9 protein-coding genes and 1 pseudogene are annotated in these 12,941 nt (G+C 72.2%); 1 reads left to right on the forward strand and 9 read right to left on the reverse strand.

Annotated features, from left to right (window positions below; translation table 11 throughout):
* Window positions 1-36 precede the first annotated feature (36 nt).
* The 5 genes from B446_RS23660 to B446_RS23680 all read right to left on the reverse strand — a co-directional run bounded on the left by B446_RS23660 (window position 37) and on the right by B446_RS23680 (window position 4,903).
* Window positions 37-2,385, reverse strand: coding sequence for an ABC transporter permease (locus B446_RS23660; protein ID WP_020941955.1), 2,349 nt, complete (start codon window positions 2,383-2,385; stop codon window positions 37-39).
* Window positions 2,382-3,071, reverse strand: a complete 690-nt coding sequence (locus B446_RS23665) for an ABC transporter ATP-binding protein (RefSeq protein WP_020941956.1) — start codon at window positions 3,069-3,071, stop codon at window positions 2,382-2,384. The genes B446_RS23660 and B446_RS23665 overlap by 4 nt, the downstream gene beginning before the upstream one ends.
* The gene (locus tag B446_RS23670) at window positions 3,068-3,592 is read right to left on the reverse strand and encodes a PadR family transcriptional regulator (RefSeq protein WP_020941957.1); all 525 of its coding nucleotides are present in this window, start codon (window positions 3,590-3,592) and stop codon (window positions 3,068-3,070) included. Before B446_RS23670 ends, B446_RS23665 begins: the two co-directional genes overlap by 4 nt.
* A 115-nt stretch (window positions 3,593-3,707) precedes the next feature.
* Window positions 3,708-3,971, reverse strand: coding sequence for a hypothetical protein (locus tag B446_RS23675; protein ID WP_020941958.1), 264 nt, complete (start codon window positions 3,969-3,971; stop codon window positions 3,708-3,710).
* On the reverse strand, window positions 3,968-4,903 hold the full coding sequence (locus B446_RS23680; protein ID WP_020941959.1) for an SPFH domain-containing protein: 936 nt from the start codon (window positions 4,901-4,903) through the stop codon (window positions 3,968-3,970). Before B446_RS23680 ends, B446_RS23675 begins: the two co-directional genes overlap by 4 nt.
* A 362-nt stretch (window positions 4,904-5,265) precedes the next feature.
* On the opposite strand from B446_RS23680, the gene B446_RS23685 reads away from it, so the two are divergent.
* Window positions 5,266-7,455 carry a transglycosylase domain-containing protein gene (locus B446_RS23685; protein ID WP_020941960.1) on the forward strand — a complete coding sequence of 730 codons (2,190 nt, stop codon included), beginning with the start codon at window positions 5,266-5,268 and terminating at the stop codon, window positions 7,453-7,455.
* Window positions 7,456-7,511: 56 nt separating this feature from the next.
* Here B446_RS23685 and B446_RS23690 read toward each other — a convergent pair whose 3' ends face one another.
* The 4 genes and pseudogenes from B446_RS23690 to B446_RS23705 all read right to left on the reverse strand — a co-directional run bounded on the left by B446_RS23690 (window position 7,512) and on the right by B446_RS23705 (window position 12,932).
* Window positions 7,512-9,641, reverse strand: a complete 2,130-nt coding sequence (locus B446_RS23690) for an ATP-binding SpoIIE family protein phosphatase (protein WP_043476339.1) — start codon at window positions 9,639-9,641, stop codon at window positions 7,512-7,514.
* A gap of 295 nt (window positions 9,642-9,936) precedes the next feature.
* A complete protein-coding gene (locus tag B446_RS23695; protein WP_052352178.1) occupies window positions 9,937-10,644 on the reverse strand; it encodes a DUF402 domain-containing protein in 708 nt (235 codons plus the stop codon).
* A 68-nt stretch (window positions 10,645-10,712) separates the two neighbouring features.
* Window positions 10,713-12,116 carry a class II fumarate hydratase gene (locus B446_RS23700; protein WP_020941963.1) on the reverse strand — a complete coding sequence of 468 codons (1,404 nt, stop codon included), beginning with the start codon at window positions 12,114-12,116 and terminating at the stop codon, window positions 10,713-10,715.
* A gap of 217 nt (window positions 12,117-12,333) precedes the next feature.
* Window positions 12,334-12,932, reverse strand: a pseudogene (locus B446_RS23705) (class I SAM-dependent methyltransferase).
* Window positions 12,933-12,941: the final 9 nt, after the last annotated feature.

Below are 12,941 nucleotides of genomic sequence, written 5' to 3' on the forward strand. Positions count from 1 at the left end.
GGGAGGGGCCCGTCCGGCTGTTCGGCGGGGGCGGGGCTACTCGGTGCGCAGGCCCTCCGGGCGCATCAGGCGCAGCAACGGAGGCATGCTGAGCAGGGTGACCGCGAGGACGACCGCCGCGCCGATGCCGGTCATCGTCAGCACCCCCGGCCAGTCGACGCTCACCGTCGCGCCCACCATCTTCAGCAGCACCGCGCCGAGCGTCAGTCCCACGACCCCCGCGAGCAGCAGGCCGAGCGCGATCGGGATGGCGGTCTGCCACAGCACCGACAGGCTCAGCGTGCGCCGGCGGGTGCCGAAGGCGACCAGCGCCGACAGCAGCTTCCTGCGCTCGCGCAACTGCTCCAGCTGGGAGACCAGCAGGCTCGCGCCGATCAGCGCCAGCACACAGGTGGCACCCACGAGCAGACCGGTGCGGATGGAGGTGAACTTGTCCGACTGCTCGGTGGCCGACCAGTCCATCGCGTCCGCCAGCGGGTCCACCCGGGCCGCCGTGTTGCGGACGTACTCGTGCGCGTCGGTCACCGACTCGTCGAGTGTCAGGTACGCCCGGGTGCTCATCGCACCGGTCAGCCGTCCGGGCATGGCGGCCGGGGTCAGCAGCAGGCCACTCGCGATGTTTCCGATCGGGCCGTCGACCGCGCGTGCCTGCTTCAGGCCGCCCGGCACCGTCCACAGCAGGTCCCGTCCCGGGGTCAGGCCGTTGCCCGTCTCGACGTGGAGCCTGCGGCCCGTCACCGCGAGCTTCTTGGTGTCGGCGTCCATCTGCCTGTCGCCGCCCGTGGCCACGAAGACGTCGCCGTCGTGGCAGGAGGGCAGCTTCGCCACCTCGCGCAGCGCGGCGCAGTCGCCGACGGTCGCGCTCGACGAGGTGTGCGGCCCGGCCCCGGTGGTCCAGGTGCTGTCGGCGATCTGGAGGTTGCCCAGCGCGGTGGCCTTGCGCACGCCCCGGGTAGCGGTGAAGTCCCGGCCGACCGGGGCGAGTGCGGTGCCCCGGGGGAGCTGGACCTCCATCTGGATGCGGTCGACGTCCTGTCCGGTGACCTTGGTGTAGTCGCCCTCGACGCCCGCGAACAGCATCTGCAGGGCGATCGCGCCGGCCACCGCCACCGCGATGCCGTTCACCAGGCGGGCCGCCGTGCCACTGCTCAACTGGAGCCTGCGCACCGCGAGCTGCCAGGCGACTCCGCCCTTGCCGAGCCGGCCCACCACGGCCTCGACGACCCACGGCAGCAGCGCGGTGACGCCGACGAGCAGCAGCAGCACGCCGCCGATCACCAGGTACTGGTTGAAGTCGCCGTTCGACCGGCCCTGGCCGATCATCGGGGCGAGCATGGCCAGTCCGCCGACCGGCAGCAGCAGCCGCCACCACAGCCGGCGCTTCGCGGGCTTGGCCGTACGGACCACGCCGAGCGGTTCGATGACCACTCCGCGCAGGGCGAGCAGGGTGACCAGCACCGCGGCCGCCGGGACCGTGACCGCGACCAGCGCGGCCAGCGCGGGTGTCGGGTTGAGGTAGCTCGGGAAGACGCTGACGCCGAGGATCTCCGCCGAGCCGGCGAGCTGCCGGCCGATCAGGAAGAAGACGGTGCCGAAGACCAGTCCGACCAGCGATCCGGCGAGGGCCTCGCCCGCCGCGATCCGACGGGTCATCCGGCTGTCGGAGCCGACCAGCCGCAGCGCCGCCAGCCTGCGGTCGCGCCGCTCGCCGCCGAACCGTACGGCCGCGGCGATGAACACGGCGACCGGCATCAGCAGCACCACGAACACGACGAGCACCAGCAGGATCAGCACCGGGTCGGTCTGCGAGGGCACCGCGTTCGGGTTGCCGAACTCGGTGATCCGGGCGGTCTGCCAGCCGTTGATGCGCGACGCCAGGTTCTTCGCGCCGGCGTAGTAGGCCAGTTCGTGCGAGCCGATGAGCCCGGGCTCGGCGATGGTGCCGACCACCCGGTAGGGCAGCCGGTCGCGCAGCAGTTTGCCGTCGGACGAGTCGAGCAGCCGCTTCAGGGCGGGGGAGACGACCATGTCGCCCGGCGCCGGGTAGCGGGTCAGGCCCGGGGCGAGCGGCGCGCGCGGTCCCTCGGGTTCCACCAGGCGGCCGCGGACGTCGGCGCCGCGGTAGGTCGAGTTGGCGTCCGCGATCACCAGGGTGTCGTCGCCCTTGGCCGTGTGCTCCCGGCTGTAGGTGTAGTCCAGGCGGGCCTGGTCGCGGTCGTGCCGGACGGCGAGGGCGCTGGGCAGGGCGGTCGTCAGCAGCAGCAGTGCGACGCCGAGTCCGACGCCGATCGCCGTGAGCAGCACCCGGGCCCAGCCCTCGCGGCCGCCGGTGAAGGCGAACCGGGCCCCCAGGGCCAGGTCCCTGGACCACTGGCGGACCTTCATATGGCCCGCTCCATGTCCCGGGACCTGCCGTCGCGTACGACGATCTCGCGGTCGGAGTAGGCCGCGACCCGTGCCTCGTGCGTGACGAGGACGACGGCGGCGTCGGTGGAGCGGGCCGCGTCGGTGAGCAGTTCCATGACCCGCTCGCCGTTGAGGGAGTCCAGCGCGCCGGTGGGCTCGTCGGCGAACAGCACCCGGGGCCCGGTGACCAGGCTGCGGGCCACCGCGACCCGCTGTCCCTGGCCGCCGGAGACCTCGCCGGGCCGCTTGCCCTTCAGGTCGTCGACCTCCAGGCGCTCCATCCAGCCCAGCGCCGCCTTCTCGGCGGCCTTGCGGGAGGTGCCGTTCAGCCGCAGCGGGAGCGCCACGTTCTCCACGCAGGTCAGCTCGGGGACGAGCTGGCCGAACTGGAAGACGAAGCCGAAGTCGCTGCGCCGCAGGGCGCTGCGCTCGGCGTCGCTCATGGTGGCCAGCTCGCGGCCGGCGTAGGTGATCGAGCCCGAGTCGGGCTGGACGATCCCGGCGAGGCAGTGCAGCAGCGTCGACTTGCCGGACCCGGAGGGGCCCATGACCGCGACGACCTCGCCGGGGTGGATGGAGAACCCGGCGCCGTCCAGGGCGAGCGTGGGGCCGTAGGCCTTGCGCAGGTCCTCGGCGACGAGCAGGGAACCGGGGGGAGGGGTCATCGGGCCACCTCCGCACGGAGCCTGTCCAGCCGGGCGGCGGTCAGTTCCAGCCAGCGCAGGTCGGCCTCCAGGTGGAACAGGGCGTGGTCGCAGACGAGCTGGTCCGCGAGGTCGCCCTTGCGCTTGCGGTCCGTCAGGATGCGCATGCTGCGCAGGTGCTCGGCGCGCTGGGTGTCGAGGATGTCGGCCGCGTCCCGGTGGGTGAGCAGCGCGAGGACGACCTTGGTGTACAGGGTCGACTGGAGGTACTCCTCCGGCTTCTCCGGGGTCGCGAGCCAGCGCGCCACGTCGGTGACGCCGGCGTCCGTGATGGCGTACCGCTTGCGGTCGGGGCCGCCACCGGCCTCGATCCCGTCGACCTCGACGAGCCCGTTCTTCAGCAGCCGGGACATCGTCGAGTAGACCTGGCCGTAGTGCAGGGGCCGGTCGTGACCGAACTTCTCGTCAAAGGCGCGCTTCAGGTCGTAACCGTGTCGCGGGCCGGACTCAAGGAGTCCCAGGAGGGTGTGACCGATGGACATGGCAGCACTCTACACACGGTGTATACGCACCATGTATACGCGGAGTGTGTAGCCCGTCGCGGCTGGTACGCGCCGCGGGTGCGGCCGGTACGACGGTGCAGGTGGGGGGCGATTGTCACGGTTCTGCGACAGGCGGCCGGCCCCGCCGCGGCAGCGGGCCGGTGTCCTTCGGCAGCCGCCCCGCGTCGGCCAGCGCCTTGCGCAGCAGGAACTCGATCTGGGCGTTGGCCGACCGCAGCTCGTCCCCGGCCCAGCGCGCCAGGGCCTCGTACACCTGCGGGTCGAGCCTCAGCAGCACCTGCTTGCGCTGCTGGGGCCGGCGCCGCCGGGCCGGGTCCGCGGGCGTGCCCTCGGCCGGGCCCTCGGGGGGAGTCGTCACTGGTAGAGCGTTCCGGTGTTCAGCACGGGCTGCGGGGCCCGGTCGCCGCACAGCACCACCATCAGGTTGGACACCATCGCCGCCTTCCGTTCGTCGTCCAGCTCCACGATGTCGCGCTCCGCGATCCGGGTGAGCGCGGCCTCCACCATGCCGACCGCGCCGTCCACGATCTGCCGCCGGGCCGCGACGACGGCGCCGGCCTGCTGGCGCTGGAGCATCGCCGAGGCGATCTCGGGAGCGTACGCGAGATGGGTGAACCGCGACTCGATGACACTCACCCCGGCCGCCTCCACGCGCGCCTGGAGCTCCACGGCCAGCTTCTCGGTGATCTCCTCGGCGTTGCCGCGCAGCGAGAGGCCGTCCTCCTCGTGGGCGTCGTAGGGGTACTCGATGGCGATGTGCCGGACCGCCGTCTCGGTCTGGGTGGCGACGAACTCGGCGAAGTCGTCCACCTCGAAGGTGGCCTGCGCGGTGTCCTGGACCTTCCACACCACGACCGCGGCCAGCTCGATCGGGTTGCCGTAGGCGTCGTTGACCTTCAGTACCGCGGTCTCGTGGTTGCGCACGCGGGTGGAGACGCGGGTGCGCGAGGTGAAGGGGTTCACCCAGCGCAGGCCGTCCTGCCGGATCGTGCCCCGGTAGCGGCCGAACAGCTGGACCACCCGGGCCTCGCCGGGGGCGACCGTGTTCAGGCCGCGCATCGCGATCACCGCGGCGAGGAAGACCAGGAAGCCGCCCGCGACGAACCCGCCCTCGGCACCCCCGGAGCCGGCCGCGGCGCCGGCGGCGAACAGGGCGGCGGCGACGCCGAGCCCCAGCAGGCCGAGCAGCAGGGCGAGCCCGCCGCCGATGCTGTGCGCCGGGAACTCCCGCACGCGGGGTGCGGGCATCTCGGGTACGTCGGCGGTCGCGGACGCGTCGTGTGCGGACATGGTGGGTCCCCCCGTTCTCGGAACATCTATCGTGCTTCTAGCTAAGTGATATCACTTTCGCTTGTCAAGCAACCCCGAACCCTCCCCAGCCGTCGGTTCCCTTGGGGTCGGGTGCTGATTGTCACGTCCGTAAAAGAGCGGATCGGACGCCCTTTGTCATATAGACGGGTGTTAGCTTTCGGAGCTGACCTCACGACGGAAGCGGAGCGTAGGGACCCATGGGACGAGCGGAAGAGAGACGAGCGCGGCAGCGCGGAGGCCACCGCGCGGCACCCAGGCGTTCCCCGTCCGCAGCCGCGGCGCCCGCGGCCGGCGCCAAGCCCGCCAAGGGCCGCATACGCAGGCTGTTCACCTGGAAGAAGATGCTCGGCACGTTCCTCGGACTGTGCCTGCTCGGCATCGGCGGCTTCGTCGTCCTGTACATGCTCGTCGACGTGCCCAAGGGCAACGCCGCCGCCCGCCAGCAGAGCAACATCTACAAGTACAGCGACGGCTCCGTCCTGGCCCGCGTCGGCACGGTCAACCGCGAGAGCGTCGACCTCGCCAAGGTGCCCAAGCCCGTCCAGCACACCTTCGTCGCGGCGGAGAACAAGACCTTCTACCACGACTCCGGGATCGACGTGAGGGGCCTGGCCCGCGGCCTGTTCAACACGGTCAGCGGCCACGGCACCCAGGGCGGCTCGACCATCACCCAGCAGTACGTGAAGAACTACTACCTGAACCAGGACCAGACGGTCACCCGCAAGCTCAAGGAGATGGTCATCTCCCTGAAGGTGGACCGCCGCCTGACCAAGGAGCAGATCCTCGCGGGCTACATCAACACCAGCTACTACGGCCGCAACGCCTACGGCATCCAGGCCGCCGCGCAGGCCTACTACCGCACCGACGCGAGCAAGCTCAGCGTCCAGCAGGGCGCCTACCTCGCCGCCCTGCTCCAGGCACCCAGCCAGTACGACTGGGCCGTCGCCGGACCCGTGGGCAAACGCCTGGTGCAGGAACGCTGGAACTACGTCCTGGACAACATGGTCAAGCAGAAGTGGCTGGACCCCACCGAGCGCCAGAACATGCAGTTCAAGGACGCCATCCCCGAGGACCCCAAGGGGACGCCCGGTGAGGAGGGCCAGAAGGGCTACCTGGTCCAGCTCGCCAACCAGCAGCTCGAACAGCAGCTGATGAGCGACGAGGGCATGTCCCGCTCCCAGGCGGAGTCCGCCGTGGTGGACCGCGGCTGGACCATCACCCTGAACATCGACAAGAAGCGGCAGAAGGCGCTGGAGCAGGCGGTCAAGTCACAGCTCACCAGCAAGCTGAACCCGAAGAAGCGCAAGGTCGACGGCAACGTCCAGGCCGGCGCCGTGTCCGTCGACCCCAAGACGGGCCGTGTCGTCGCCCTCTACGGCGGCCAGGACTACTTCAAGCACTACTTCAACAACGCCACCCGCCGCGACTACCAGCCCGCCTCCACGTTCAAGCCGGTCATCCTCGCCGCCGCGCTGGAGCACAACGCCACCACGCAGACCGGCAAGCCGATCAACGCCGGCACCCTCTACGACGGCACCAGCGGCCGCCAGGTCCTCGACCACGGCAGCAAGGTCGGCTTCGCCCCGCCCAACGAGGACCACGTCGACTACGGCCCCATCACCGTCCAGCGGGCCATGGACGAGTCCGTCAACTCCGTCTTCGCGCAGATGGGCGTCGACGTCGGCATGACCAAGGTCATGGACACCGCCAAGCAGCTCGGCATGGACACCGAGGGCATGCAGGCGGTGCCCGCCCAGACACTCGGCTCGATGGGCGCCAGCCCGCTGGAGATGGCCGGGATCTACGCCACGTTCGACAACCACGGCCACAAGGTCACCCCGTCCATCGTGAAGACGGCCGAGCAGAAGGACCGCTCGGTCCACATGCCCGACCCGATCGGCGACCAGGTGATCAGCCGGACCGCCGCCGACACGGTGACCTCCGTACTGACCGGCGTGGTCGACGACGGCACGGCCAAGACCTCCGTCGCGGCCAACCCGCTGCGCAACGGCCAGCAGGTGGCCGGCAAGACCGGCACCTCCGACGAGAACAAGTCCGCCTGGTTCACCGGCTACACCCCCGACCTGGTCACCTCCGTCGGCCTGTTCGGCGAGGACGGCAAGACCAGGTCCCACGTGAGCATGATGGGCGCCACCGGCCTGCTGCCCTACCCCGGCCGCGTCAACGGCGGCAGCTACCCGGCCCGGATCTGGGCCGAGTACACCTTCGGCGTCACCGAGCGGGCCAGGTTCGACCTGGACACCACCCAGGGCGCCGCGGTCGAGCCGACCGACACCCCGACGCTCAGCCGGACACCGTCCCAGAGCCCCTCGGACACCCCGAGCAGCAAGCCGCCGACGTCCACGTCCGCGTCCCCGTCCGGCACACCGTCCCGGACGCCGACCCGGACCCCGACGCAGACACCCAGCCAGACCCCGACCTCGCCATCCCCGACCACCGGGCAGCCGACGGACGGCGTCACCCAGGACCCGCTCAATCCCGGCAACACGGACAACCTCGGCCGCCAGTAGGCCACACACGAGAGGGGCCGCCCGAGGGAAACCCCCGGGCGGCCCCTCCCGCGCGCTCAGCCCCGGTTCAGCTCGAACCAGACCACCTTGCCGGTGCTCAGCCGGGTCGCACCCCAGCGCCGCGCCAGCCGGTTGACCAGGTACAGCCCGCGGCCGCCCTCGTCCGTGGCCCGCGCCTGCCGCAGCCGCGGCAGCTGCGGCACGTCGTCACCGACCTCGCAGCGCAACACATCGGTCCGCAGCAGCCGGAGCGTGACCGGCCGCGACGTGTACCGCACGGCGTTCGTCACCACCTCACTGACCAGCAACTCCACCGAGTCCGTCAGCTCCTCCATGCCCCAGCGGGCCAGCGCGCGCCGCGCCAGCCGACGGGCCTGCCCCGGAGCCGACACCTCCGGCTCCAGGGTCCAGTACGCCACATCGCTCGGCGCGATCCCGTGGAAACGGGCCGCGAGCAGCGCGATGTCGTCGTCCCGGTCACCCGGGCCGAGCATGTCCAGCACCTCGTCGCACAGCGCCTCCAGCGGCGGCGGGTGATCCGGGCCGGTCAACTGCGCCGTGGCCGCCAGCCGTTCGCGCAGCTGCTCTATCCCGGTCCACACGTCCCGCAGCCGGGACTCCACCAGACCGTCGGTGTACAGCAGCAGCGTCGCCCCGGCCGGCGCGTCCAGCTCCACCGCCTCGAAGTCGACCCCGCCCACCCCGATCGGCGCACCCGGCGGCACCCGCAGCACCTCGGCCCGGCCGCCCAGATGCAGCAGGACCGGCGGCGGATGACCCGCGTTGGCGATCGTGATGCGGTGCGTGACCGGGTCGTACACCGCGTACAGACAGGTCGCCATACGGTCGGTGCCCAGCCGCTGCGCCTGCTCGTCGAGGTGGTGCAGCACCTCCTGCGGCGGCAGGTCGAGGCCGGCGAGCGTCTGGGCCGTCGTACGCAACTGGCCCATGATCGCCGCCGACGTCATGGAGTGCCCCATGACGTCACCGACCACCAGCGCGACCCGGCTGCCGGGCAGCGGGATCGCGTCGTACCAGTCGCCGCCCACCCGCGCGGTCTCCGCCGCCGGCAGATAACGCGAGGCCAGCCGTACACCGGTCGGCCGGGGCAGGGTCTCGGGCAGCATCGTGCGCTGCAGCTCGTCGGCGATGTAGGCCTCCCGGCCGTACAGCACCGCCTTGTCGATGCCGAGCGCGCTGTGCGTGGCGAGCTGGGCGGCCACCAGCAGGTCGTCCGCCTCGAACGCGAGCCGCTCCGGACGGCGCAGGAACAGCGCCGCGCCGATCACCCGGCGCCGGCCGCGCAGCGGCGCGAGGATCGCGTGCTGCCCGCCCGGCACCACCGCCTCGCCGCCCTCACCGAGCAGCTCGGGCAGCGCGGCCCGCGCCGCGGGCGCGTCGGCGAACACCGGCCGCACCCCGCGCAGCACCTCGTTCAGCGCACCGCCCGGCCGCACCTCGCACAGCTCCGTCGTCAGCGACGACAGCTCCGACAGCCCCGAGGAGTCCGGCTCCGGCTCCGGGAACGGGGGCAGCGACAGGCCCTCGGTGTCCCGCTCGTCCGGTATCCGGTCGGTCCGGCGCAGCCGCAGCACCACCGGACCGGTGGGCCGCTCGTCACCCACCGGCAGCGGGTCGCGCAGATAGACCAGGATCGCGTCCGAGAACGTCGGCACCGTGGCCCGGCACAGACCCATCACGATCTCGTCCAGGTCTATGCCGCGGGCGATCCGCCGGGTGGCCGCGCCCACGAACCTGAGCCGGTCCCCGTCGCGCCGCATCGGCATCGGCCGCCCGGGCGGCAGACCCCGCCCGGTACGGCGTTCCTGACCGCCCGGCGTCCGCTCCTGCTCGGAGGCGGGCTGCGCCGGGATGGCCTCCGGCACGGGACGAGGACGGTGTTCCCCCACGCTCGAACTCGCGCGCGCGGGAGCCGTGCCCATCGTCTCGGCGGTGGCGGGCTGGGAGTGCTCCGGGCCGTTGACTGGGGGCTCCTTCCCCTTGTTCCCCTTGCCGCAGGGGGCGCTCGTCCCCGGACCGGCGGGTGTGCCGTCCGCGCGGGCCGCCTGGGCGGGTAAGGCCGGGTTGCCGAGCGATGCCGGGGCACGCAGCAGCGCCCCGCGGGCTTCCGCGGGGTCCGCGCCCGGCTGAGGGCGCTCGTAGGAGGAGGTGGGCTGCTCCGTCACGCGTGTCGAATCCGTCCGTCCGGGGCTGCGCGCCGGGCGCGCAGATGGTCCCGCCGAAATGCCGATACCCGGAATACGTGCCCCAGGAACGGAATTCCCGCGCGGTCAGAGGTCGTGCCTGTGCCACCGGCGGTCCCGTGCGGTCCCGCGGTGGTGTTGCCCTCGTACCCCTCGCTCACGTCCTGCCGCCCCTCGGTGACGTACGGTCAGACCCGGCAGATGCTCCGGGAGTTGCTTGGAAGCGCCCTTGCGGAGGACGATCCTACGGTTGTGGACCGGGGGCGCATCAAGGGTCTCATGAGGACACCTGCGCGGGTGTACGGTCCCAGTCCTCGGGGAGTGACGGTACTCCCCAGGAGGGGTCCGGGCGCCAGTCCTCCCAGCCGTCCGCGAACGGTGCGCCCCACGCCTCGATCACCTCCACCGCGTCCCGGCCCGCCGCCCGCACCCGCCCGGCGGTCCGCTCGTCCATCAGCCCGTCCCGCCGGGCCTGCGCGAACTCGTCCTCGTCCAGCCAGCGCCAACCGCGGTCCGGCTCGACCGCGATGTCCAGGAAGTAGTCCTCGGAGTCCACACCACCCTCCCAACGGGACAACGGCTGCTCAAGGTTGACGTACCAGTTCCTGAACCGCCAGCCCGGGTCCCAGAACAACCACACCGACCAGGGCCGGCCCGGTCTGGCCAGTTTCAGCACCCCCGTGCCGAACCACCGGTCCCGCTGCACCGTGCGCGGCGCGGTGTAGCGGGTCTCCAGCGGCTCCAGGTGCACGGCCCTGCCGTCGGCCAGCACCGGCTTCACGCACTCGGTGCCCGGCGCCATCCACACCGCGAGCAGTTCCGCGTCGTCCCGTACGACGGTGACGGGACGGGCGATGTGGAAGCGCGCCGAGGCGTTCTCCCGGTACCGCCACAGGATCCGCGTCCCGGGGGCCCAGTACGCCGGGGGTCCCGGTTCCGGTGCCGGGGCCGGCACCGCTCGTCTCGTCGCTCCGTCGTCCGCCATGGACAGATATTAGGTGCCGTACGCACACGACGCTGCGGCACCCGTCACGAACCGCGCCCGGGCCGCCGTCACGGGCGGGTCATCCGCAGGACGTCCAGCGCCTCGTCGAGCTGCTCCAGGGTGAGGTCGCCGCGCTCCACGTACCCGCCCTCCAGAACCACGTCACGGATCGTCCTGCGCTCGGCCAGCGACTTCTTGGCGACCTTCGCGGCCTCCTCGTAGCCGATGTACTTGTTCAGCGGCGTCACCACCGAGGGCGACGACTCGGCGTACTCACGGGCCCGTTCGCGGTCGGCGGTGATGCCGTCGACGGTCCGGTCCGCCAGCAGCCGGGAGACGGACGCGAGCAGCCGGACGGACTCCAGCACGTTCTTGGCGATGACCGGGAGCATGACGTTCAGCTCGAAGTTCCCGGAGGCGCCGGCGGTGGCGATGGTGGCGTCGTTGCCGATCACCTGGGCGGCCACCATGAGCACCGCCTCGGGGATCACCGGGTTGACCTTGCCCGGCATGATGGACGAGCCCGGCTGCAGATCGGGCAGCCGGATCTCGGCCAGCCCGGTGCGCGGCCCGGACGCCATCCACCGCAGGTCGTTGGCGATCTTCGTCAGGCCCACCGCGATGGTCCTGAGCTGCCCGCTGGTCTCCACGATGCCGTCCCGGGCACCCTGGGCCTCGAAGTGGTCCCTGGCCTCGGTGAGCGGCAGCCCGGTCGTCCGCGCGACCTCCCGGATCACCGCGGCCGAGAACCCGGGCGGCGTGTTGATCCCGGTTCCCACGGCCGTCCCGCCCAGCGGCAGCTCGGCCAGCCGGGGCAGCGAGGCGCGCAGCCGCTCCACGCCGTGCCGCACCTGGGCCGCGTACCCGCCGAACTCCTGCCCCAGCGTCACCGGGGTGGCGTCCATCAGGTGCGTCCGCCCGGACTTCACCACGTCCGCGAACTCCTCCGCCTTGCGGCCGAGGGCGGCGGCGAGGTGCTCCAGCGCCGGGATCAGGTCGTGGGTGACGGCGGCGGTCGCGGCGATGTGGATGGACGAGGGGAAGACGTCGTTGGACGACTGGGAGGCGTTGACGTGGTCGTTGGGGTGCACGTCACGGCCGAGCCGCTCACCGGCGAGGGTCGCGACGACCTCGTTGGTGTTCATGTTGGACGAGGTCCCGGACCCGGTCTGGAACACGTCCACCGGGAAGTGCTCGTCCCACCTGCCCTCGGCGACCTCCCCGGCCGCCTCCTGGATCGCCTCGGCGACGTCCTTGTCCAGCACGCCCAGCTCGGCGTTCACCTTCGCGGCGGCCGCCTTGATCCGGGCCAGGGCCTCGATGTGGGCCCGCTCCAGCCGCTGCCCGGACACCGGGAAGTTCTCGACGGCACGCTGCGTCTGCGCCCGCCACTTGGCATGGGCGGGCACCCGCACCTCACCCATGGAGTCGTGCTCGATCCGGTACCCGGCGCCGGTCTGGTCGTCTGTCATCTGCGACACCTCCCTGAAGGACAGCATCGCCGAGGCCCCGGCTGTTCCCACGACAGGCGGACGCGCGAGTCGGACGGTGGGAAGTCCTGACGTGCAGTCACCTCGACGGCGCTTCGGGGCGGTTCGACGGCCCCTGGGGTGGCGCGGCGGTGCCTCCGGGCCGCTCGACGGCCGCTCAGGGTGGCTCGGCGGTGCCTTACGACGGCTCGACGGCCGTTCAGGACGCTTCGGGGCGGTGGGCGAGGAAGAACGCCTGCCGGCCCTGCCGCGGCCGCTCGTGCGCGTCGGGCTCGCGGACCAGCCGCGCGTCCGCGACGAGGGTGGCCTCGCCCATCAGTCCCGCGACCAGCTCGGGGGGGGGCGTCCAGTAGACGTCGAGCGAGCCCCTCGTGACCGTACGCCCGCTCCAGGTGCCGGTGCCGTTCCCCGGCCTTGAAGGCGAGGAGCAGGTGACCGCCCGCGGCCAGCACCCGGCGGCACTCGGCGAATACGGTCGGCAACGACTCCGGCGGGGTGTGCACGGTCGAGTACCAGGCGACGATCCCGCCGAGCGTCCCGCTCTCCAGGCCGAGGGCGGTCATCGACCCCACGCCGAACCGGAGACCCGGGTGCGTCCGGCGGGCCACCGCGATTATCTCGGGGGAGAGGTCGACGCCGAACACGTCCACCCCGAGCGCGTGCAGGTGTGACGCGCCCAGGACCGCACCCGAGGTCGGCGACCGGGCCGCCACCCGGTGCCCGCACGAGCTTCTCGTAGGCGACGGCGACGGTGTCGTAGGCGGCACGGACCGCACGCAGACGGTCGGCTTCGGTCATGGACGAGGG

The organism is Streptomyces collinus Tu 365 (assembly GCF_000444875.1).
Classification (GTDB): Bacteria; Actinomycetota; Actinomycetes; order Streptomycetales; family Streptomycetaceae; genus Streptomyces; species Streptomyces collinus_A.

Coding starts and splice junctions, on each gene's coding strand:
- B446_RS23700 (WP_020941963.1), bottom strand. CDS start 12,116: ATGACAGACGACCAGACCGGCGCCGGGTACCGGATCGAGCACGACTCC.
- B446_RS23680 (WP_020941959.1), bottom strand. CDS start 4,903: ATGTCCGCACACGACGCGTCCGCGACCGCCGACGTACCCGAGATGCCC.
- B446_RS23670 (WP_020941957.1), bottom strand. CDS start 3,592: ATGTCCATCGGTCACACCCTCCTGGGACTCCTTGAGTCCGGCCCGCGA.
- B446_RS23695 (WP_052352178.1), bottom strand. CDS start 10,644: ATGGCGGACGACGGAGCGACGAGACGAGCGGTGCCGGCCCCGGCACCG.
- B446_RS23665 (WP_020941956.1), bottom strand. CDS start 3,071: ATGACCCCTCCCCCCGGTTCCCTGCTCGTCGCCGAGGACCTGCGCAAG.
- B446_RS23685 (WP_020941960.1), top strand. CDS start 5,266: ATGCTCGGCACGTTCCTCGGACTGTGCCTGCTCGGCATCGGCGGCTTC.
- B446_RS23660 (WP_020941955.1), bottom strand. CDS start 2,385: ATGAAGGTCCGCCAGTGGTCCAGGGACCTGGCCCTGGGGGCCCGGTTC.